Origin of the sequence: Sphingopyxis sp. MG (assembly GCF_002953155.1) — a bacterium.
GTDB classification, from domain to species: domain Bacteria; phylum Pseudomonadota; class Alphaproteobacteria; order Sphingomonadales; family Sphingomonadaceae; genus Sphingopyxis; species Sphingopyxis granuli.
In genome coordinates, this window is sequence record NZ_CP026381.1 from 2,614,497 (window position 1) to 2,635,881 (window position 21,385).

Below are 21,385 nucleotides of genomic sequence, written 5' to 3' on the forward strand. Positions count from 1 at the left end.
GTCGTCCGGCTGACAGCGGCCGGGCGCCTCCCGTCTTTCGGAAGAATGGGTCATCGCGCCGGCGCTTACCATTCGGCAAGATGGCGCTGCTATATCCCCCGACGGAATGTCCGAGGGGGGATATCGCAATGCTTCGCCGCCTGCTGCTGGTCGTCACGATGCTGCTAGTCGCCAGCTGCGGCAAGGTCGCCGAACTGACGAACCAGACCCGGACCGTCGCGGCGCCGCGCGAAGAGGTGTTCGCGAAGATGTTCGGCGACGAGGGCGCCTTCACCGGCCTGCCGCTCGTCACCAACGGCGGCTCGACCCGCCTTTACGAACTGGTGATCGACAGGAGCGACCCGGCGTGGGCGCAGGTCGCGCCCAAGCTGCGCCCCGACGCCTATAAGGTGAAATTCGCCGTCGCGATGGAAATCCCGCGCGAGGCGCACATGATCTACAGCATCGACGACGGCGCGCTGTCGACCGGCCTCAAATTCACCTTCGACGAACTGGCGCCCGACCGCACCCGCGTCGCCTTTTCGATCGACGAACTGTCGGGCTCGGACAGCGAGGGCCTCCGGGTGAATGCGGCGAAGCTCCGTTCGATCGCGCGATGCGCTGAAGAAGCTCGACGATTTCGACGAGGTGAAGGACGCCGCCTGATCGCGGCGCGCAAAATCCCCGCGGCGACTTGCCGCCCCAGCGCCGAGTCGGCACAAGGAGCGACCCCTCGCAAGGAGTCGCTCATGAAATCGCTGCCGTTCGTCGCCCTGCTCGCCCTCCAGTTCGCGCTCGTCCCGCCCGCGCAGGCGAAACTCAGCAAGGCCGAAAGCGCGATGGCGAAGACGGTCGCGGCCGAGCAGGACCGCTCGATCGCGCTGCTCGAACGGCTGGTGAATCAGAACAGCGGCTCGCTCAACCTCGCAGGGGTCGAGAAGGTCGGCCAGATGATGCGCGCCGAACTCGAGCCGCTGGGGTTCGAGGTGACGTGGAAACCGACCCCCGAGACCGGTCGCGCGGGCCATCTGATCGCGGTGCACAAGGGTCGCCCCGACACCAGGCGCCTGTTGCTGATCGCGCATCTCGACACGGTGTTCGAACCCGATTCGCCGTTCCAGACCTTCACCCGCAAGGGCGACCGGGGCGAAGGCCCGGGCGCGGGCGACGACAAGGGCGGAATGGTCGTCATCCTCGCCGCGCTGCGCGCGATGAAGGCGGCGGGGACGCTGAAGGACGCCAACATCGAAATCCACATGACCGGCGACGAGGAGGATGCGGGCGATCCGATCGAGAAGGCGCGCGCCGACCTGATCGAAGCGGGCAAGCGCAGCGACGTCGCGCTCGACTTCGAAGGGCTGGTGCGCGACGGCGGCGCCGACATGGGGTCGATCGCGCGGCGCTCGTCGGAAAGCTGGACGGTCACGGCGACCGGCCGGACGGGCCACAGCTCGGGCATCTTCGGCGCCGGGGTCGGCGACGGCGCCATCTATGAGCTGACGCGCATCATCCAGCGCTTTCGCACCGAACTGCCCGAACCCAACCTGACCTTCAACGTCGGGCTGATCGCCGGTGGCGAGACCGCGAGCCTCGACGCGGGCGGCATCCGCGGCGCCGCGACGGGCAAGACCAACATCATTCCGCCGATCGCGATCGCCCGCGGCGACCTGCGCACGCTGTCGATCGAGCAATCGCAGCGGGTGCGGGCGAAGATGGCACAGATCGTGGCGGATCACGCGCCGGAAACCGGCGCGACGCTGAGCTTCGATCCCGGCGGCTATCCGCCGATGGCGCCGACCGAGGGCAACAGGGCGCTGCTGGTGAAGCTGAACGGCGTCAACCGCGACCTCGGCCTGCCCGAGATGGCGGCGCTCGATCCGCTGAAGCGCGGCGCAGGCGACATCAGCTTCGTCGCCGCCGACGTCGACGGGCTCGCGGGCCTCGGCCCCTGGTCGACCGGCGACCATGCGCCGGGCGAGGCGGTCGACCTGCCCAGCATCGCGCGGCAGGCGACCCGCGCCGCCATCCTGATGTCCCGCCTCGCGGCCGAAAAGCGCTGACCCGCCAGCTTTCGCAGTTGGCCCAGCTTGATTCATGGTCCACAGTGATTAGGTAGCAATCCGATACGCAATTCCGCGCCGATGGGAGACAGACGATGAGCGATACCGAAACCCACCTGAAACAGCAGTACATCGGCGGCCAGTGGGTCGACAGCAAGGGCGGCAGGCTGCACGACGTCGTCAACCCCGCGACCGAGGAAGCCGCTTCGACCGTCGTGCTCGGCACCGCCGCCGACGTCGACGCCGCGGTCGCCGCGGCGCGCGAGGCCTTCAAGAGCTGGTCGCAGACGACGCGCGAGGAACGGCTGGCGCTGATGGGCCGCATCGTCGAGGAATATAAGAAGCGCGGCCCCGACCTCGCCAGGTCGATGGCCGCCGAAATGGGCGCGCCGGTCAGCTTCGCGGGCACCGCGCAGGTCGGTGCCGGCATCGGCGGTTTCCTCGGCACGATCGAGGCGCTCAAGACGTTCGAGTTCAGCGAGCAGCATGGCGCGAACAAGGTCGTCTATGAGCCGATCGGCGTCGTCGGCATGATCACGCCGTGGAACTGGCCGCTCAACCAGATCGCGCTGAAAGTCGCGCCCGCGCTGGCCGCCGGCAACACGATGATCCTCAAGCCGTCGGAGGAATGCCCCGGCAACGCGGTGATCTTCGCCGAAATCCTCGACGCCGCGGGCGTGCCGCCGGGCGTGTTCAATCTGGTGCAGGGCGACGGCCCGACCGTCGGCAACGCAATCTCTTCACACCCCGGCATCGAGATGGTGAGCTTCACCGGATCGACCCGCGCCGGCATCCTCGTCGCCAAGGCGGCGGCCGACACGGTCAAGCGCGTCCATCAGGAACTGGGCGGCAAGTCGCCGAACCTCGTCCTGCCCGACGCCGACCTGGGCGCCGTGCTGCCGCCGACGGTGCAGGGCGTGCTCGTCAACACCGGGCAGAGCTGCATCGCGCCGACGCGCATCCTTGTCCACAAGGATCGCAAGGAGGAAGCGGTCGGCGTCATCAAGGCGATGTTCGACGGCACGCAGGTCGGCGATCCGACCCAGGAGGGCGGTCACATCGGTCCGGTCGTCAACAAGGCGCAGTTCGACAAGATCCAGGGCCTGATCCAGTCGGCGATCGACGAAGGCGCGACGCTGGAGACCGGCGGCACCGGCCTGCCGAGCAACGTCAACCGCGGCTATTTCATCAAGCCGACGGTCTTCTCGGGCGTCACCCCCGACATGCGGATCGCGAAGGAGGAAGTGTTCGGCCCCGTCGCGACGATCATGGAATATTCGAACCTCGACGAAGCGGTCGAGATCGCCAACGACACCGAATACGGCCTGTCCGCCGTCGTGTCGGGCGACCCCGCCAAGGCCGCCGAAGTCGCGCCGAAGCTGCGCGCGGGCATGGTCGCGGTCAACAACTGGGGCCCCGCGCCGGGCGCTCCGTTTGGCGGCTACAAACAGTCGGGCAACGGCCGCGAAGGCGGGTTGTTCGGCCTCAAGGACTTCATGGAAATGAAGGCGATCAGCGGCATTCCGGCGTAAGTCTCCCCTCCCGCTTGCGGGAGGGGTCGGGGGTGGGCCGCGACGTCGCATTGGCCCACCCCGCTGCGACCAGGGCGTGGTGCCATCGAATGGACTCGTCACCCGCGAGCGGCGAAGCCGCGCGGCAATCCAGGGGCGTGCGCAAACCGCTCTGGATTGCTTCGCTCCGCTCGCAATGACGAAGGGGGTCAATCCAAAGTCATCGATGTCTAGGGCGCAAGCGCCCAAGTCTCGCTGCCCCTCCCGTAAACGGGAGGGGTTTTGCGTTGGGGGAAGAGCCGCTACACGCGCCCCATGACCACCCGTTCCCCGCTCGCCCCCGCCGCCTTCCCCGCCCTGCCCGACATCGCCGGGGTGACGCGCCGCGTCGCGCGTGCGCGTTACAAGGAATGGGACCGCTGCGACCTCACCTATGTCGAGCTGGCGCCCGGCACCGCGGTCGCGGGCGTGTTCACGCGCAACATCTGCTGTTCGTCGGAGGTCGAACTGGGCCGCGAGCAGGTGAAGCACGGCGCCGCGCGCGCGCTGATCGTCAACGCGGGCAACAGCAACGCCTTCACCGGCTATCGCGGGCGCGAGGCGGTCGAGCAGATCAGGACGCAGGTCGCGGAGCATCTCGGCTGCAAGGACGACGAGGTGTTCGTCAGTTCGACCGGCGTGATCGGCGTGCCGCTGCCCAAGGACAAGGCGCGTGCGGGCATTGCGGCGGCGCTGACCGCCGATCCCTGTTCGTGGGAAGCCGCTGCCGAAACGATCGGCACCACCGACACCTTCGCCAAGGGCGCCGCGGCGAGCGCCGTCGTCGGCGGCCGCACCGTCCACGTCGCGGGGATCGTCAAGGGATCGGGGATGATCGCCCCCGACATGGCGACGATGCTCGGTTACATCTTCACCGACGCCGCGGTCGCGCCGGCGCTGTTACAGGAAATGCTGAGCGAGGCGACGGGCGGAACGTTCAACTGCATCACCGTCGACAGCGACACCTCGACCAGCGACACGGTCCTGCTGTTCGCCACCGGGCAGGCGGGCAACACGCGCCTCGAATCATGGGACGACGCCGGCGCCGACGCGCTGCATGCCGCGATCCGGCAGGTGGCGCTCGACCTTGCGCAGCAGGTGGTGCGCGACGGCGAGGGCGCGTCGAAATTCATCGAGGTGCAGGTGACCGGCGCGACCGGCGACGAAAGCGCGAAGCGCGTCGCGCTGTCGATCGCCAATTCGCCGCTGGTCAAGACCGCAGTCGCGGGCGAGGACGCCAATTGGGGCCGCGTCGTGATGGCAGTGGGCAAGGCCGGCGAACCCGCCGACCGCGATCGGCTGGCGATCCGCTTCGGCGACCATTGGGTCGCGAAGGACGGCCTGCCGGTCGAGGGCTATGACGAGGCGCCGGTCGCGGCACATCTGAAAGGGCAGGCCGTCCGCATCGGCGCCGACCTTGGCCTCGGCGAAGGCCGCGCGACCGTGTGGACGTGCGACCTGACCCACGGCTACATCAGCATCAACGCCGACTATCGAAGCTGATCAGTTTTGCAATAATCGGGATCATCGAAAATCCGTTCGCCCTGAGCTTGTCGAAGCCTGTCCTGAGCGCCTGCAAGGCAGTCGAAGGGGGCCGTTCTTTCTTTCGGGCGTCGCTGAAGGAAGAACGGTGCTTCGACAAGCTTAGCACAAACGGAATTAGGGGAATGCAGAGTTACAGCGCCCCTTCGAGCCAACCCTTGAGCGCGCTCTTGGGCGCGGCGCCGACCTTGGTTTCGGCGATCGCGCCATTCTTGAACAGGATCATCGTCGGGATGCCGCGCACGCCATAGCGCGCGGGGGCGTCGGGATGGTCGTCGATGTTGAGTTTGGCGATCACCACCTTGCCCGCGAGTTCGTCCGAAATTTCTTCGAGCGCCGGGCCGATCATCTTGCACGGACCGCACCATTCGGCCCAGAAATCGACGAGGACGGGGGTGTCGCTGTCGAGGACATCGGCCTGGAAGCTTGCGTCGGTGATCGCCTTGGTACCCATGGGGAAACTCCTGAATATATGTTTGATGCCAAGCTAGGGCGCGCGCGCGTTCGGCTCAAGGGGTCAATCCGGCAAATTCGCCTTGGTTGCCGCCAAGCCCGGCTTGTGCGGCGCCAGCACCGCAGCGTCGAGCCCGATCAGCGTCGGCCCCGCGGTATAAAGCAGCGCCGCGTCCACCGCCCGCCCCGGGAAGATCACCCTCAGCGCTTCGCGATAGGCGGCCATCTGGCGCAGATAGGCGGGCGCGACGTCTGCCGCGCTTTCGGGCACTCGCCGCCCGGTCTTGTAGTCGATGACGAGGATGCGCGCGTCGGTGACGAGCAGCCGGTCGACGATCCCCGCCACCACCGTGCCGTCGACCACCGCCGACAGCGGCACCTCCGCGAGGCTGCCGGGGCCGAACAGCGCCGCGTGCGCCGGATCGCCCAGCACCGCGAGCACCTCGTCCGCCATCGCCGCGCGATCGCGCTCGAACAGCGCCGGCGCCTGCGCCGCGAGCCAGCGTAGCGCGGCGGCGCGGCGGCGGTCGGACGCGACCGACGGCAGGCGCTCGAACAGCGCGTGGAGCAGCAGCCCGCGCTCGACCGCCGCGGCGCGCGCACCGCCTTGCGGCGGCGTCGCCACTTCGTCCTCGCCGAGCGCCGACGGAGCGAGCGGCCGCGGCGGCCGCGCCTCTTCCGGCGCCGGCCGGTGCGCCCAGGCGGGCAATACGAACGGCGGCGGCGCGGCCTTCGCCTCGCGCTCGCGGCGCGCCCATCGGCCGGCGTGGACGCGGTGGACCCGGCGGCGGCCCCACTGTGGCCCCGCCTCTTCCCAATCGCAGCCCATCGCCTCGAGCGCGCCCTGCGCCGCGGCGTGCCAGCTCGCCGCGGGGACCGACCGGTCGGGCGTTTTCGTCACCCCCGCGACGACCAGTATCTCCTCGGCCCGCGTCATCGCGACATAGAAAAGCCGCCAATGCTCCTCGGTCGCCGCGCGCGCCGCTGCCTCATAGGCGTCGGCGAGCGCGCCGTGGCGTTCGTCGCCGGGCAGCGCGAAGACGGGCAGTTTCTCCCACGCCGCGACGTCGACGGTGAAGGGCCGGTGCCCGATCCCAGCGTCGTCGGTCGCGTCGGCCAGGATGACGATCGGCGCCTGCAACCCCTTCGACCCGTGCACCGTCATCACGCGCACCACGTCGCTGCGCGCCTCGGTCTGGCGCTTGATCTCGGCGGCGCTGCCCTCGACGCTGGCGAGAAAGCCGAGCAGCGACACCGTCTCGCGCGCCTCGAAGGCGAGCGCCTGGCTCAGCAGTTCGTCGATCGGGTCGCGCGCCTCGCGCCCCAGCCGCGCATAGAGTCTGCGCCGCCCGTCGATGGGCCCCGACAGCAAGGTTTCGAGGAAGCGGAAGGGCGTGGTGTAATCGGCCATCGCCAGCAGGTGGCGCAGCGCCTCCATCGTCGCGGCGGGCAGGTCGCCCTCGGTCCTGCGCAGATGCTCCCAGATCGCGGCGCGCCCGCGTCCGCGGGTGCGCGCATAAAGCTCGTCCTGCGTCCAGCCGATCAGCGGCGAGACAAGCAGCGCCGCGAGGTTGAGGTCATCGAGCGGCTGCACCGCAAAGCGCATCGCCGCCATCAGGTCCTGCACCGCAAGCGGCTGGGTCAGCGCGAAGCGGTCGACGCCCGCGACCGGGACGTGCAGCGCCTGCAGGCGCGCGACGATCCGCGCCGCGAGGTCGCGGCGGCGGCGGACGAGGATCATCACGTCGCCGGGCGCGACCGGGCGGCCATCCTTGCCGTTCGCGATCCAGTCGCGAACCTCGTCGGCGATCGCGCGCGCGAGCCGCATGCTCGCGGGGTCGGAGGCGGGCGCGCCACTATCGCCCCCGGCGCCTTCGTCGCCCGCCTCGCCCGCACCGTCGGCTTCCGTATCGAGCGCCTTGCCTACCGGCAGCGGTGCCCAAAGCTCGACCTGCCCCGCCTGGTTCGAACGGAAGGGGCGGTGCGGCGGTTCGTCGCCGTCCAGCCCCATCGCCGCGGTGCCGCCCGCCGCGAGCCACGTATCGACGACTTCGAGCACCGCCGGGGTCGAGCGATAGTTGGAGACGAGATCGACCTGGCGGAACGCCTGCCCCGCCCGATCGCCCAGCGCATGGAACAGGTCGCGCGCGGTCGCGAAGGCTTTCGGTTCGGTGCCCTGAAAGCCGAAGATCGCCTGCTTGCGGTCGCCGACGGTGAACAGGGTGCGCGCGCGTTCCATATCGTCGCGATGGACCGCGAAAAACTCCTCGGCGAGCGACAGGACGATGCCCCACTGGCGCATGTTGGTGTCCTGCGCCTCGTCGACGAGGATATGGTCGGTGCGCTGGTCGAGCTTGAAGCGCACCCATTCGCCGAAGCTGCTGACGCGCAGCAGGCTGCCCGCGAGGGTGATGAGGTCGTCGAAATCGGCGAGCCCGCGTGTCCGCTTCGCCAGCGCATAGCCCTCGGCAAACCGGCTCCCGAGCTTCCATGCCGCCGCCAGCTCGTCGGCGACGCGCATCGCGGTCGCGGTGCCCCGCAGACCTGCCGCCGCCTCGACGATCCGCACCGCCGAATCGACGCAATCGGTCATCCGGCCCTTATCGCCCGCGAAATCCGCGCGCAGATCGCCCTTGCCGGTCAGGAAGCAGCCGATGAGGTCGTCGAGCATCGCCGCGCGCGCGCCGGGATCGGCCATCAGCCAGCCGACCATCTTGTCCGAACAGGCCTCTCCGGTTCGGGTACCCCACGCCGCGCCGCTCGTCGCCACCGCGCGGATGTCGGCATCGGCGATCGCCCCCGCCGCCAGTTGATCGGTGAGCCACGCATCGGGGTCGCCCACCGGCAGGTCGAAAGCGTCGCGCAGGTCGCGCGCCGACGGCGGCAGCAGCGCGCGCGGCCCGCCGAACGCCGCCGCGCAGCTCGACAGGAACGACAGCGCCGATTCGGGACCGAGCCGCCGCGACAGCATCGCCGCCGCGTCGCTGAGGTCAGCGCCATCTTCCCCGCCTTGCGCGCTCAGCAGGTCGCTCAGCACCTCGCGCTGCAGGGCTCCGGCCTCATCCTCCTCGATGGCGCGGAAACCGGGGAGCAGCCGCGCCTCCAGCGGAAAGCTGGCGAGCAGCGTCTGGCAGAAACTGTGGATCGTCTGGACGCGGATCGCGCCGCCGGGGCTGTCGATCACCGTCGCGAACAGCGACCGCGCGCGCGTCATCAGCCCCGGCCGCTGCCAGTCGAGCCCCAGCGCGTGCAGGTCGAGCCGCAGGTCGCCCTCGTCCATCCGCACCCACGCCGCGAGGCGTTCGTGGATGCGGTGCGCCATCTCGGCCGCGCCCGCCTTGGTGAAGGTGATGCACAGGATCGCTTCGGGCGATACGCCGCCCAGCATCAGCCGCAGCACGCGCGCCGAAAGCACCTGCGTCTTGCCGGTGCCCGCCGACGCGCCGAGCCAGACATGGTGCGCGGGATCGGCGGCGGCGCCCTGCCGCGGATCGAGCGTCGCGAGGCCAGCGGGCTTCGCCATCACTCGCCCTCCCCGCGCCCGAACCATTCGTCGCGGCGCATGAGCTGGTCGTAATCGCCGGGGCCCGCGACCTCGCCCGGCGCGAACGGCGCGTCGCCGAGCAGATAGCGGCCGGCGAGATCGACGAGCGCCCCGGCGGCGTGGTCGATCGCCTCTTCGGCGCTCTTGAGCCCGCCGCGCGGTCCATAGGTGCGGGATATCTTCCCGGCGCCGCCCGCGCGGCGGTCGGGGCGCAGGCTCCAATATTCGAGGCTCGCGACGGGCGCAGCGGCGATTCTCTCCATCTCGCCCGCGCGCGCGATCAGGCCGAGCAGGCCGAGCTGGTTGTCAAGCCTGTCGTGCGCCGCCTTGGCGCTCGGCGCGCCCCCCGACTTGTAATCGACGATGGCGAGGCTGCCGTCCTCGTTGCGGTCGATCCGGTCGGCCTTGCCGTGAAGCGTGATGCCGTCGGCGGTCAACTCACCGCGCGCCTCGACCGCGAGCGGCCGGCGCCCCTCGGCGCTCCAGACCTGCTGAGCCGCCCAGCGCAGCGCGGGCTCGATGCGCGGCAGCCAGAAGGCGCGCGCGATGGCGTCGAGCGCCGGGTCGGTGCGCAGCGCGGCGATTTCGGCCTCGAACCCCTCGCGCGTCGCGCCGCCGCGCACCCAGTCCTCGAACAACTGGTGGATGCGCGTGCCGCGCCAGCGTGGATCGGGCGCGGCGCTGAGCGGGTCGAGCGGCGACAGGCCGAGCATCTGGTTCGCATAATAAGCGAAGGGATCGCGCGCGAGCCGGTCGAGCGCGGTGACGCTGATCCGGCGCGGCCGGTCGGCGGCGGGGGGCGCGGGGCGCGGCCGCGGCGTCGGCCGCGGCTCGCCCGGCGGCGCATCGAGTTCGGCGGCGAGGCGGGTCAGCGGCACGCCGCCGGGGGCGGGCTCGGTCAGGTCGCCCGCCAGCGCCGATAGCCGCAGCCAGAATCGCGACGCGACCGCCGGGTCGCCGCCGCTGCGCTGCGCGCGCGTCACGACGATCTCGCGCGCGCCGAGCGCCCCGGCGAAATCATGCGCCGCCAGCCCCTGCTGCCGCTCGGGCGCCGGCAGGCCCAGCAGGCGGCGGATGCCGGGCGCGAGCCACGGGTCGGGCTGCGTCGCGGCGGGCCAGCGGCCCTCGTCGAGCCCGCCGAGGATCATCAGGTCGGCGCGCTGCAGCCGCGCTTCGAGCAGGCCCCAGATGAACAGCCGCGGGTGCCCGCCATAGGGGGGCCGCACGCTCGCCTGCGCCAACAGCTGGCCGAGCATCGCGGGAAAATCGGCCGGATCGACGCGCTCCGGGCCCGCGCCGCGCGCGAGCGCCCACGCGTCGAACAGTTCGGCGAGCATCCGCCCCGCCGGTCCGGCCCACACCGCGTCGCCGGTCAGCCGCTCGAGCCCCGCCTGCAAGGCGCCGAGCAGCGTCGCGGGCGGCGTCGGCCCGGCGGCGAAGGGCGCCAGCGTCGCGCCGAGCGCCTCCGACAGCTCGTCCCACCATGGCCCGAGCGCCGCCGCCAATGCGTGCCCGCGCGCCTTCGGGTCCGCCGCACGCGCCACGATGCGCGCCGTCACACCCGCCCAGCCCGGCGTCAGCCCCGGCTCGCGCAGCAGCAGGTCGAGCCGCCGCACCTGGTCGAGCCACGCAGCGCGCTCTTCTCCCTTGCGCACGAGCGGATGGCCGAGCAGCGACACCAGCGCGACCGGATCGAAATCGGCCGCCAGCCCGGCGAGCAGCAGCAACAGGGCGCCAGGCGGCGTCTGCGCGAGCGGCTGGCCCGCGCTGTCGTCGACCGCGATGCCCCAGCGCGTCAGCGCCGCCGCGACCCGTTCGGCCAGCGCGCGATCGGGGGTCACCAGCGCCGCGGTGCGCCCGGGGGTCTCGATCGCCTCGCGCATCAGCAGCGCGATCCCCTGCGCCTCCTGCCCGGCGTCGGCGAAGACGGCGCCCGACAGGCCGGCGGTCGCCGCCGACAGGTCGCCCGCCGCCTGCCACTGCGCGCTATAGGCGGCGGGCGCGAAGAGCAACGAAACGAAGGGCGTGCGCGCCTCCGGCCCGTCGAAATCGGACACCGCATCCCACGCCTGAACCTCGTCGCGGCTCGCGCCCATGCGGTCGAGCAGCAGCTTGAGATGATATTGCGGATGCGTTTCGAGCGGGCGCGCCGGATCGTCGGCATCGGATCGCGTCGGCCCGAGCGCGTCCCATTCCTCTGCCGCCATGACCGGGTCGAGCCCGGGCAGCACCACCATGCCGCGCTCCATTCCGGCGACGGTGCGCAGCAGCCGAGCGACGGCGGGCGCCGCGGTGGTGATCCCCGCCGCGACCACGAAGCGCGCCGGCGGCGCCTTGCGCCAGCCTTCGCGCACGCGGTCGAGCAATTGGTTGCGACGCTCGGCGCGGTCGATGCTGCCGGTGGCGGCGAGCACGCCCGGCCAATGGTCGACGAGCAGCCGCAACCGCGCGAGCGATGCCTGCCAATGGCCGGCGAAGGCCCCCAAGTCGAGATCGACGAGCGCCGACACCGTCCGCTCCTCATAATGGAGCTGGTCGATCACGCGCGCCAGCCCGTCGGCAAGCTGGAAGGCGGCGGCGCCCGTAATCGCCGCTTCGCCCTCCGGCGTGTACCGTTCGATCAGTTCGGCGAGCAGCAGGCGTCGACGCAGCGGGTCGATGGCGGGCGGCAGCGGTTCGGCCTCGTCGATCGCATCGAGCGCCAGCGCGACGCTCTCGTCGAGGTCGGCGTCGCCGATCACCGCGAGCCGCGGCATCAGCAGCCCCGCCCCGCCCGCACGCACGAACGCCGCCTGCACCGCGCTCTTCGCGCGATTGCTCGGCAGCAGGATCAATCCTTCGGCAAGGCCGAGCGCCCCGTCGGCGAAGCGCGCGATCAGCCCCGCCGCCAGCGCGTCGGCGAAAGCCCGATGGATCGGGATGGAGAAGATGGCGGGACGAAGCACGGTCACGGAAATTCGTAACTTCCTTTATCCGTTCGCCCTGAGCTTGTCGAAGGGCCGTTCTTTTCTACGTTGAAGGAAGGACGGTGCTTCGACAAGCTCAGCACGAACGGCCAATTGGGATGGCGCTCTATCCGTCAAACCCCGCCCAGCGCCGCCTCGGTCGGCGCGATCGCCGCCGGGGTGCCGACATCGAACCATTGTCCCATGTGCGCGAGGCCGTAGAGGCGGCCCGCCGCGATGGCACGGTCCCACAATATGTTGGTCGAGAACGCCCCCTCCGGCGCGTCGTCCAGAAAACGGCGCGACACGAGTTGGATGCCGGTGAAGACGAAGGGCGCGACGCGGCCCGGCCTGCGCCGCGACAGCCGCCCCGCCGCGTCCATGTGAAAATCGCCCTGCCCGCCATACCCGCGCGCGCTGGCATGCTCGACCACCAGCAGCAGCGCGTCCATCGCGGCGCCGTCCCAGTGATGCGCCAGGCTGCGGATGCTGTTCTGCGGCCCGTCGGTCCAGATATTGTCGCTGTTGACGATCAGCATCGGATCGCCCTTCAGCAGCGGCAGCGCCTTGACCATCCCGCCGCCGGTTTCGAGCAGCCGGTCGCGCTCGTCGGAGATGGCGATGTCGAACGGCCGCCGCTGCGCCGCGAGATGCGCCTCGAGCGCGTCGGGCAGATAATGGACGTTGACCACGACATGGCCGATGCCCGCCGCCTCGATCCGGTCGAGGCTGTGATCGATCAGCGGCTTGCCCGCGACGCGCACCAGCGGCTTGGGCCGCGTCGCGGTCAGCGGCCGCATCCGCTTGCCGATCCCCGCCGCCATCACCATCGCGCTTTCGATCGTCGCGCTCATGCTTCCGTCACCTTCCAGGCCTCCGCCCGTTTCCCGGCGGGAACATGGGCATCGAACCACGCCTTCACCGGCGCGAGCGCGGGATGCGTCAGGTCGCGTTCGAGCAAGCCCCACATGCGCGGCTGGAACCGGCGGTATCCCGGCTTTCCGTCGCGCTTCCACAGCCGCACGAAGACGCCGAGGATGCGCGTGTTGCGCTGCGCGGCCAGCGCCCAATAGGCGGCACGGAAGCGGTCGTCGCGCGCCGTCGCGGCGACATAGCGGTCGAGCATCGCGGCCTCCACCGCCGGGGTCACGTCGCGCCGCGCATCCTCCAGCACCGAGGCGAGGTCGTAGGCGGGATGGCCGACGAGCGCGTCCTGAAAGTCGAGCAGGCCGAAATGGGCGATGCCCTCTCGCCCGCCGAGCAGCATGATATTCTCGGCATGGAAATCGCGCAGCACCGTGACGCGCGCGATCCCGTCGGCGGCGACCGGCGCCAGCGCCGCCTCCCACGCGGCGCGGAACGCATCGCGATCGACCTCCAGCCCCAGCGCCGGGGCGTACCAGTCGGGAAAGAGCATCACCTCGTCGAGCCATTGGTCGAGCCCGTGCACCGGCAGTTCCGGCATCGCCGGGCGCGCGTGGAGCCGCGCGAGCAGGTCGACCACCCCCGCATAATAGCCGGCCTCGGCCTCCGGCCTTTCGTCGAGCGTCTCGCGCAGGCGGACGTCGCCGAAATCCTCGATCAGCAGCAGCCCCCGCTCCAGATCGCGCGCGAGGATCGCGGGCGCGGTCAGCCCCTGCGCGCACAGCCATTCGGCCACCGCGACGAAGGGGCGCGGGTCCTCGTGCGGCGGTGGGGCGTCCATCAGCACCGCCTGCCGGCCGTCGCCGACGACCCGGAAATAGCGGCGGAAGGAGGCGTCGCCCGCCAGCGGCAGGATCTGCGCGTCGCCCCAACCGTGCGCGGCAAGGAACGCCGGGGCATCGGCGGGCGGAATCATCGAAGCGGCCATCGCGCTTCCCAAGCCGCCGGCACCTGCGCTGTCAAGACGCGCGCGTCGCCGCTGCCCGAAATCGTCAGCGCCAGCGCATCGGGCCAGCCCTCCGGCCCCAGCCGCTCGGGCCATTCGATCAGCAGCGCGCCGTCATGCCGGTAATCGTCGAGCCCCAGCTCGATCAGTTCGTCCGCCCGCTCGATGCGATAAAGATCGACATGGGCGATGGGCAGATCGACCTCGGGCGGCGCATAGGGCTGAACGATCGCGAAGGTCGGGCTCGGCGCCTCGCCCGCCAGCCCGCGCGCCTTGAGCATCGCGCGCGCCAGCGTCGTCTTGCCCGCGCCGAGATCGCCCGACAGCAGAACGACGTCGCCGGGCACCAGCACCGCGCCGATCGCGGCGCCGATGCGGCCGGCGTCTTCGAGCGCGTAGGGGTGGCGCGTTTGCATGATTACCGTCGCCTTTGCGGAGGTTGCGGGCGACAGCATCGCCTGCTCCGGCGAACCGGGAGATCATTCGCGCAGAGGCGCGGAGATCGCAGAGAAGGTTGTGAGGATTCACGCAGAGACGCGGAGACGCGGAGATGGAGGTTCGGGCCGACAGGCCCACTCTCATCCCATACGGCACGGCCGGACGCGAGGTCGAATAGAGAAAGCCGCTTCGCGGCAATCACGACATCTCCGCGTCTCCGCGTCTCCGCGTGAACAAAAATCACTGCGATCTCCGCGCCTCTGCGCGAATCCTTTTTCGCCGCGGAAGAACGACAGGGCTCGGTCACCGCGCTCGATCGCACGTCACGCGCCCCGCGGCAGGTGGATGCGCACCAGCGTTCCCTGCCCCTTCTCGCTCAGCACCTCCATCGTCCCGCCGTGCGCAGCGACGAGCTGGCGCGCGAGCGCTATGCCGATGCCACCGCTCTGGGTTCCCGCCTGCTCGCCGCGCGTCACCGCCGCGACCGCTTCGGGAAGCCCCGGCCCATTGTCGGACACGACGATCTCCACCCCCCGCGCATCGCCGTCGGCGTGCAGGAGCACCCGGCCGTCGCCGCGCCGCGCGGGCGCGGTATAGCGGATCGCATTGTCGAGCAGCCCGGCGAACAGGCGCGACAGCCGCGGCGCGTCGCCGTCGATCCGGCCGAGCCCATCGGCAAGCTGGCCGACCAGCTCGACCTTCTCGTCCCCCGCGAGCGCCCCGGCGTCGCCGAGCGCGGCGTCGAGCAGCACGCGGACATCGACCGGCGCGCGCTCGATCGCCAGCGTCCCCGCCTCCCCCTGCGCGAGGTCGAGCACATTGTCGATCTGGCGCGACAGCACGCCGACCGAATCGATGATCGCATCGACATAGGCCTGCTGCTGCTCGCCGAGCTTGCCCGCATAGCCCGCCTGCAACATTTCGGCGAAGCCGCCGATCGAGGTCAGCGGCGTCCGCAGCTCGTAACTCATCCGCGACAGGAAGGCGGTCTTGACCTTGTCCGCCGCCTCCAGCGCCTCGTTGCGCTCGCGCAGCGCGCCCTCGATCTTGCGGCTGTCGGTGACGTCGAGCATGATCAGCAGCGCGTTGCCGTCGGGCAGCGGGATCGCCGCGAAATCGAAATGACGCCCGTCGCGGAAGCGGATCTGCCCGACGCGCTGCTGGCGTTCGAGCGTCGCGGCGCGGATTACCTCCTGCACGATGCTGATCTGGTTGGGCTTGGCGAGCCGGTCGGCCAGCCCGTTCATCAGCTGGTCGACGCGCGGATGCGCGGCCAGCGTCGGCTCGTCGACGCTCCACAGCCGGCGGAAGCGCTGGTTCCACAGGTGGAGCCGCCCGTCGGGGGCGAAGACCGCGACCGCCTCGAACAGATTGTCGAAGGTCGCGGTGCGCACGCGCAGCAGCGTGTCGCGCGTCGAGGCGAGCTGCACCTGCTCGGTGCGGTCCTCGGCGATCAGCAGCAGGCCGCCGTCGGGGGTCGGCTGGGCGACGACGTGCAGGTGGGTGCCGTCGCGCAGCAGCCATTCCTCCTCGCCCGCCTCGGCACGCGCGAACCAGTCGACATGCGCCTGCCGCCACTGCGGATAGTCGCGCACCTCGGGCGTCCGCCCGGCGTCGCGCCACGCATCGAGCAACCGCGCGAACGAGCGCGCCTCGGCCACCTCGTCGGCGCCGATCGCGAAGAGGCGGCGGAACGGCAGGTTGGCGAAGACCAGTTCCTGATCGGGGCCGAACTGCGCGACCGCCGCCGACAGCCGGTCGAGCAGTTCGCGCTGGGTATCGACGAAGCGCCGGTGCGCGCCGCGCTCGCTCTCCAGTTCCTGAATGTCGATGGCATAGCCGGCGATGCCGATCACCCGCCCGCCCTCGGGCGCCAGCGGCACGTCGACGACGCGCATGATCCGCCGCTCGCCCTCGATCGTCACCGGCACGGTCCGCTGCTGCGCCGACCCGGCGGCGCGCGCCGCCTCTGCGGCGTCGGTCGCGCTGACCCCGGCGACGGGCTCGCACAGCTCGGTGCCCTCGTCGATCACCGCCGCGGCGCTCTTCGCCTCGACCGCGCGGACATAGGCGGCGTTGACCAGCGCGAGCCGCATGTCGGTCTCGCGGAACCACATCGGGAAGGGCGCCGCCTCGATCAGCCCCGACAGCGCTTCGAACGCCGCCATCGCCTCGTCGCGCTCGGCGCGCGCGCGGACGAGCGCCTGCTGACCATCGGTCGCATCGCTCAGCCACAGCAGCACGCTGCCCGGTCCGCCGACCGCCGGCGGCGCCGCCATGCCCTGAAAGACGATGGTGCGGCTGCCGCCCCGCGGCGTCAGGTTCAGCGTGAAAGGCTTGGCGCCGCGCTGCGCGCCGAGGATCGCCTGCCGCAGCGCTTCGTGCCCCGCGGCGTCGAGCCCGGCATCGAGCCCGCGCAGTTCGTCGAAATTGCGCGGACCGCCGTCGAGCCCGAGCCAGCGCCCGAGCCGCTCGCCCGCCTCGATCCGCCAGTCGGCGCGGACGATGACGGGAAGCTGCGGCGACGCCTCGACCAGGCTCGCCAGCCGCTCGGTCTGCCCGGCGACGAAGGCCGAGCGCCGCTGCATCGCGATGCCGCGTCCGACCGCCCACAGTCCGGCGATCAGCCACAGGGCGGCGAACAGGCCGAGCGCGAACAGCGATGCCGGGGAAAGCGGATCGCTCATCCCGTTTCGCATCCTCGCATGTCCGGCCGTTCCGCGCGCATGACCGATGCCCTACCGGCGATGCGGGGATGTTTCAATCGCATGTCGGCGCCGGTTGCCGCGCCCCGCCTTCCGATGGGCGCGCGGCTGTGGAAAAGCCGAGCGTGGTGGAAGTTCGATGGGTGTCTCGACTTGGTCGACACGAACGCAACGACAGGTCGGATATAGGGCTCGATGGCTTAGCGCATCGTGCGCTAAATCTGAACCGTTTGCCCTGAGCCTGTCGAAGCCTGTCCTGAGCGCCTGCAAGGCAGTCGAAGGGGGCTGTTCTTTCTTTCGAGACGCAAGAAGAAGGACGGTGCTTCGACAAGCTCAGCCCGAACGGCAGAAAGGATGATGCAGGTTTAACGCACGATGCTCTAAGCCTGATGACACGGCCTTGAATCGTCATTGCGAGCGGAGCGAAGCAATCCAGAGTCCGGGTAAACCGCCCTGGATTGCTTCGCTCCGCTCGCAATGACGAAGAAAATTTTCGACCGGCCGCGGACACGGGTTTTCGGCGAACCGAACGAAAAAGAGGGCGACCAGGCCGCCCTCTTCCTTTCTCCGCGATCGCCGCGGTCCCGGCGCGAAATCGTCCGCGCCGAAGCCGGAAGCGTCAATAGCGGTAATGGTCGGGCTTGAACGGCCCCTCGACCGGCACGCCGATATAGTCGGCCTGCTTCTGCGTCAGCTTCGACAGCTTCACGCCCAGCTTTTCGAGGTGCAGCGCCGCGACCTTCTCGTCGAGATGCTTGGGCAGGACATAGACGTCGTTCTGATACTCGCCCGCCTTGGTGAACAGTTCGATCTGCGCGAGCGTCTGGTTGGTGAAGCTCGACGACATGACGAACGACGGGTGGCCCGTCGCGCAGCCGAGATTGACCAGCCGGCCCTTGGCAAGGATGATGATCTCCTTGCCGTCGGGGAATTTGACCAGGTCGGTGCCCGGCTTGACCTCGGTCCAGTCGTAGTTGGCGAGCGCCGCGATCTGGATCTCGCTGTCGAAATGGCCGATGTTGCACACGATCGCCATCGGCTTCATCGCCGCCATATGCTCGGCGGTGATGACGTCGGCGTTGCCGGTCGCGGTGCAGAAGATGTCGGCGCGGGTCACCGCCTCGTCCATCGTCACCACCTCATAGCCCTCCATCGCCGCCTGCAGCGCGCAGATCGGGTCGACTTCGGTGACGAGCACGCGCGCGCCGCCGTTGCGCAGGCTCGCCGCCGAGCCCTTGCCGACGTCGCCGAAGCCCGCGACGCACGCAACCTTGCCCGCCAGCATCACGTCGGTGGCGCGGCGGATCGCGTCAACCAGCGATTCCTTGCAGCCATAGAGATTGTCGAACTTCGACTTGGTGACGCTGTCGTTGACGTTGATCGCGGGGAAGGGCAGCTTGCCCTCCTTGGCGATCTGGTAGAGGCGGTGGACGCCCGTGGTCGTCTCTTCGGACACGCCCTTGATGTTGCGGACGCTCTTGGTCAGATAACCGGGCTTGGCGGCGAGGAACGCCTTGAGCGCGCGGACGAATTCGACTTCCTCGGCATTGGTGGGCTCGAACAGCGCCTCGCCCGCCTCGACCCGCACGCCCCACAGCGCGAACATGGTGGCGTCGCCGCCGTCGTCGAGGATCATGTTGGCGGTCTGGTCGTCGCCCCAGTCGAAGATGCGCCCGACATAGTCCCAATAGTCGGCAAGGCTTTCGCCCTTCACCGCGAACACCGGTGTGCCGCCCGCGGCGATCGCGGCGGCGGCATGGTCCTGGGTCGAGAAGATGTTGCAGGTCGCCCAGCGCACCTCGGCCCCCAGCGCGATCAGCGTTTCGATCAGCACCGCGGTCTGGATCGTCATGTGCAGCGACCCGGTGATGCGCGCGCCCTTCAGCGGCTGCGCGGCGCCATATTCCTCGCGCAGCGCCATCAGGCCCGGCATTTCGGTTTCGGCGATCGCGATCTCCTTGCGGCCGAAGTCGGCAAGGCCGATGTCGGCGATCACATAGTCACGGGTTTCGGCGGCAAGAGTGGCCACGATTCATGTCTCCTGTCAGGCGGCACGGCCGCGCGCACGCGACCGGCGATGATGCGCGGCGCCCTAGCCGAAAGCGGCTCGGCGTTCAAATATAAACTTTTCTTTATATCGCGCCCCAAACACTGTTGAGCCACATTGTTGAACCACAGCGTCGAACCGAGGCCGTCGCATGACGTCGACCGGATCGCCACCCGCGAACCGTGAAGCCGCGCGGCGATCGGGCTTGATGCGGAACGCCCGTGCGAATCGCATTCCATCCGGAACGCACACGAAAAAATTTTCGCCTCGTCCGATATGTGACAGCTGCGCATGGCAGCGCGCGGTCGCAGTCAGGCATCGTCAGGATATTGATAATCCTGACTTATAATGCGCCATGCGATGAGCGTAATCGCCTATTGTGACAATATTGTTACAACTGCTTGGAAATATTGACTTTTTCCCGATTGCGATGGAAAATCGGCCAAAGTTTCGGGGAGATAGGAAATGAAGAAAATCATGCTGCCGCTGCTCGCTGTCGCTTTCGCGAGCCCCGCCGCGGCGCAATCGATCGTCGTCGTCACCGCGCCGCAGGCCGATTCGACGGTGCTGCCGGTCGCCTATGCCGAGCTTCGGGCCGGCGAGAATACGGCCGCGGTGACGAAGCTGACCGGCAATGCCGCGCTCGACGCGCGCGACCCGTCGCGGCTGATCAATCTCGGCACCGCTTATGCCCGGCTCGGCCGGACCGCCGATGCGGCGGCGGCCTATGAAGCGGCGGCGGCCAGCCCGATCCGCTACGACCTCGAACTCGCCGACGGCCGCTATATGGATTCGCGCTGGGCGGCCCGCACCGCGCTGGCGCGCCTCGGCGGCGGCCAGCCGCTGCTCGCGCTCGCGCGCTGATCGGTCAGGCTTCGCCGCCCTCGGTGGTGAGCAGGCGGGCGTCGACGCCGGCTTCCGCGAACGCGGCCTGCCAGCGCCGGGCAGGAGGGGTTTCGAACAGCAGCGCGTCGCTGCCCGGCGTGACATGCCAGCCGTGGCGCACCATCTCGTCCTCCAGCTGACCCGGCGACCAGCCGGCATAGCCGAGCGCGACCAGCCATCGCGTCGGGCCGCGTCCTTCGCCGATCGCGCGCAATATGTCGTGCGAGCTCGACAACATCCAGCGGTCGGCGACCTGCACCGCGCCCTCGCCGCCCCAGTCGCGGCTGTGGAGGACGAAGCCGCGCGACGGCTCGACCGGCCCGCCCAGGAACACCGGCTGCTCCAGCGGATCGTCGTGCGCGATGTCGAGCTGATCGAGCACCGCGCCGACGGTCATGCCGTCGATCGGATCGGCAACCCCGATCCCCATCGCGCCCTCCGCATCGTGGCTGATCATCGCGATCACCGCCTGCTCGAAGCGCGGATCGCCGATCCCCGGCAGGGCGAGCAGCAACTGGCCGGTGAACCAGGCAGGGGTGGATTCCATCGCCGCACCATGGACGCGCGCGCCGCCCGGGTCCAGCGCCTTTGCCGCAATCTCGCTCTCCCCCCTCCCGCAAGCGGGAGGGGCAGCGAGGCTTGGCAGCTTGCTGCCTAGCCGCAGCGGGGTGGGCAGACGCACCGTCACCCCCCGCCCCCACCCGCTTGCGGGAAGGGAGATCGGGTGGACGCATCATATTCAAAATGACCCGCGACCCCGTCCCGCTTGACTCGCGCCCGTCACAATCCGATGTCACCGCCATTCCAATCCCCTCGATGAAAGGATGCCGACATGACGATCCAGACCGGAGACAAGCTGCCCGACGCCAAGCTGGTGAAGGTGACCGAGAACGGCCCCGAACAGGTGAACGCCGCCGATTATTTCAAGGGCCGCAAGGTCGCGCTCTTCTCGGTTCCCGGCGCCTTCACGCCGACCTGTTCGGCGAAGCACCTGCCGGGCTATGTCGACAAGGCCGACGAACTGAAGGCGAAGGGCATCGACGAGATCGCCTGCACCGCGGTCAACGACGCCTTCGTGCTCGGCGCGTGGAGCAAGAATGCCGGCGCCGATCAGGTGACGATGCTCGCCGACGGCAACGGCGATTTCGCCGAAGCGGTCGGGCTGACGATGGACGGCACCGCCTTCGGCCTCGGCAAGCGCGGCCAGCGCTTCTCGATGATCGTCAACGACGGCGTCGTCGAACAGCTCAACGTCGAGGCCCCCGGCGAATTCAAGGTGTCGAGCGCCGACCATATGCTCGAGCAGCTTTGATCGGGGCGGGGCGGGCGCCGACGGCAGGCCCGCCCCCTTCCCTTTTGCCCCGATT

14 protein-coding genes are annotated in these 21,385 nt (G+C 69.9%); 5 read left to right on the top strand and 9 right to left on the bottom strand.

What is annotated here, in order from left to right:
• Positions 1-728 precede the first annotated feature (728 nt).
• The 3 genes from C3E99_RS12100 to argJ all read left to right on the top strand — a co-directional run bounded on the left by C3E99_RS12100 (position 729) and on the right by argJ (position 5,092).
• Positions 729-2,039, top strand: coding sequence for a M20/M25/M40 family metallo-hydrolase (locus tag C3E99_RS12100; protein ID WP_076076634.1), 1,311 nt, complete (start codon positions 729-731; stop codon positions 2,037-2,039).
• Between the two features lie 95 nt (positions 2,040-2,134).
• Positions 2,135-3,571 carry an aldehyde dehydrogenase family protein gene (locus tag C3E99_RS12105; protein WP_076076637.1) on the top strand — a complete coding sequence of 479 codons (1,437 nt, stop codon included), beginning with the start codon at positions 2,135-2,137 and terminating at the stop codon, positions 3,569-3,571.
• 294 nt (positions 3,572-3,865) lie between these two features.
• Complete coding sequence (gene argJ, locus C3E99_RS12110) at positions 3,866-5,092, top strand: bifunctional glutamate N-acetyltransferase/amino-acid acetyltransferase ArgJ (protein WP_076076640.1); 1,227 nt, start codon at positions 3,866-3,868, stop codon at positions 5,090-5,092.
• Between the two features lie 172 nt (positions 5,093-5,264).
• On the opposite strand, the gene trxA is transcribed toward argJ, so the two are convergent.
• The 8 genes from trxA to ahcY all read right to left on the bottom strand — a co-directional run bounded on the left by trxA (position 5,265) and on the right by ahcY (position 19,115).
• Positions 5,265-5,585: a thioredoxin TrxA gene (trxA, locus tag C3E99_RS12115; protein ID WP_067112728.1), complete on the bottom strand. Its 321-nt coding sequence runs from the start codon at positions 5,583-5,585 to the stop codon at positions 5,265-5,267.
• Between the two features lie 63 nt (positions 5,586-5,648).
• Entirely contained in the window at positions 5,649-9,107 is a 3,459-nt protein-coding gene (addA, locus tag C3E99_RS12120) for a double-strand break repair helicase AddA (protein WP_104959831.1), read from the bottom strand.
• On the bottom strand, positions 9,107-12,079 hold the full coding sequence (addB, locus tag C3E99_RS12125) for a double-strand break repair protein AddB (protein WP_234002463.1): 2,973 nt from the start codon (positions 12,077-12,079) through the stop codon (positions 9,107-9,109). The genes addA and addB overlap by 1 nt, the downstream gene beginning before the upstream one ends.
• 128 nt (positions 12,080-12,207) lie before the next feature.
• Positions 12,208-12,927, bottom strand: coding sequence for a nucleotidyltransferase family protein (locus C3E99_RS12130; RefSeq protein ID WP_076076647.1), 720 nt, complete (start codon positions 12,925-12,927; stop codon positions 12,208-12,210).
• Positions 12,924-13,913: an aminoglycoside phosphotransferase family protein gene (locus tag C3E99_RS12135; protein WP_104960368.1), complete on the bottom strand. Its 990-nt coding sequence runs from the start codon at positions 13,911-13,913 to the stop codon at positions 12,924-12,926. The genes C3E99_RS12130 and C3E99_RS12135 overlap by 4 nt, the downstream gene beginning before the upstream one ends.
• A complete protein-coding gene (gene tsaE / locus C3E99_RS12140) occupies positions 13,910-14,359 on the bottom strand; it encodes a tRNA (adenosine(37)-N6)-threonylcarbamoyltransferase complex ATPase subunit type 1 TsaE (RefSeq protein ID WP_076076650.1) in 450 nt (149 codons plus the stop codon). Before tsaE ends, C3E99_RS12135 begins: the two co-directional genes overlap by 4 nt.
• A gap of 345 nt (positions 14,360-14,704) precedes the next feature.
• On the bottom strand, positions 14,705-17,068 hold the full coding sequence (locus C3E99_RS12145; RefSeq protein ID WP_104959833.1) for a sensor histidine kinase: 2,364 nt from the start codon (positions 17,066-17,068) through the stop codon (positions 14,705-14,707).
• 637 nt (positions 17,069-17,705) lie between these two features.
• Positions 17,706-19,115, bottom strand: a complete 1,410-nt coding sequence (ahcY, locus tag C3E99_RS12150; RefSeq protein WP_076076654.1) for an adenosylhomocysteinase — start codon at positions 19,113-19,115, stop codon at positions 17,706-17,708.
• A 483-nt stretch (positions 19,116-19,598) separates the two neighbouring features.
• Between ahcY and C3E99_RS12155 the strand changes: the two genes are divergently transcribed.
• Positions 19,599-19,997 (top strand): hypothetical protein, encoded by a 399-nt coding sequence (locus tag C3E99_RS12155; RefSeq protein ID WP_076076656.1) that lies wholly within the window; start codon positions 19,599-19,601, stop codon positions 19,995-19,997.
• A gap of 4 nt (positions 19,998-20,001) precedes the next feature.
• Here the strand turns inward: C3E99_RS12155 and C3E99_RS12160 are convergent, their stop codons facing one another.
• Entirely contained in the window at positions 20,002-20,565 is a 564-nt protein-coding gene (locus C3E99_RS12160) for a YqgE/AlgH family protein (RefSeq protein WP_076076657.1), read from the bottom strand.
• Between the two features lie 285 nt (positions 20,566-20,850).
• Between C3E99_RS12160 and C3E99_RS12165 the strand changes: the two genes are divergently transcribed.
• The gene (locus C3E99_RS12165) at positions 20,851-21,330 is read left to right on the top strand and encodes a peroxiredoxin (protein WP_067109558.1); all 480 of its coding nucleotides are present in this window, start codon (positions 20,851-20,853) and stop codon (positions 21,328-21,330) included.
• Positions 21,331-21,385 lie beyond the last annotated feature (55 nt).

Excerpts from the sequence above, each read along its gene's own strand:
- C3E99_RS12145 (WP_104959833.1), bottom strand. The coding sequence starts at position 17,068 with ATGAGCGATCCGCTTTCCCCGGCATCGCTGTTCGCGCTCGGCCTGTTC.
- C3E99_RS12155 (WP_076076656.1), top strand. The coding sequence starts at position 19,599 with ATGAAGAAAATCATGCTGCCGCTGCTCGCTGTCGCTTTCGCGAGCCCC.
- tsaE (WP_076076650.1), bottom strand. The coding sequence starts at position 14,359 with ATGCAAACGCGCCACCCCTACGCGCTCGAAGACGCCGGCCGCATCGGC.
- C3E99_RS12105 (WP_076076637.1), top strand. The coding sequence starts at position 2,135 with ATGAGCGATACCGAAACCCACCTGAAACAGCAGTACATCGGCGGCCAG.
- C3E99_RS12160 (WP_076076657.1), bottom strand. The coding sequence starts at position 20,565 with ATGGAATCCACCCCTGCCTGGTTCACCGGCCAGTTGCTGCTCGCCCTG.
- trxA (WP_067112728.1), bottom strand. The coding sequence starts at position 5,585 with ATGGGTACCAAGGCGATCACCGACGCAAGCTTCCAGGCCGATGTCCTC.
- argJ (WP_076076640.1), top strand. The coding sequence starts at position 3,866 with ATGACCACCCGTTCCCCGCTCGCCCCCGCCGCCTTCCCCGCCCTGCCC.
- C3E99_RS12135 (WP_104960368.1), bottom strand. The coding sequence starts at position 13,913 with ATGATTCCGCCCGCCGATGCCCCGGCGTTCCTTGCCGCGCACGGTTGG.
- C3E99_RS12100 (WP_076076634.1), top strand. The coding sequence starts at position 729 with ATGAAATCGCTGCCGTTCGTCGCCCTGCTCGCCCTCCAGTTCGCGCTC.
- C3E99_RS12165 (WP_067109558.1), top strand. The coding sequence starts at position 20,851 with ATGACGATCCAGACCGGAGACAAGCTGCCCGACGCCAAGCTGGTGAAG.
- C3E99_RS12130 (WP_076076647.1), bottom strand. The coding sequence starts at position 12,927 with ATGAGCGCGACGATCGAAAGCGCGATGGTGATGGCGGCGGGGATCGGC.
- addA (WP_104959831.1), bottom strand. The coding sequence starts at position 9,107 with ATGGCGAAGCCCGCTGGCCTCGCGACGCTCGATCCGCGGCAGGGCGCC.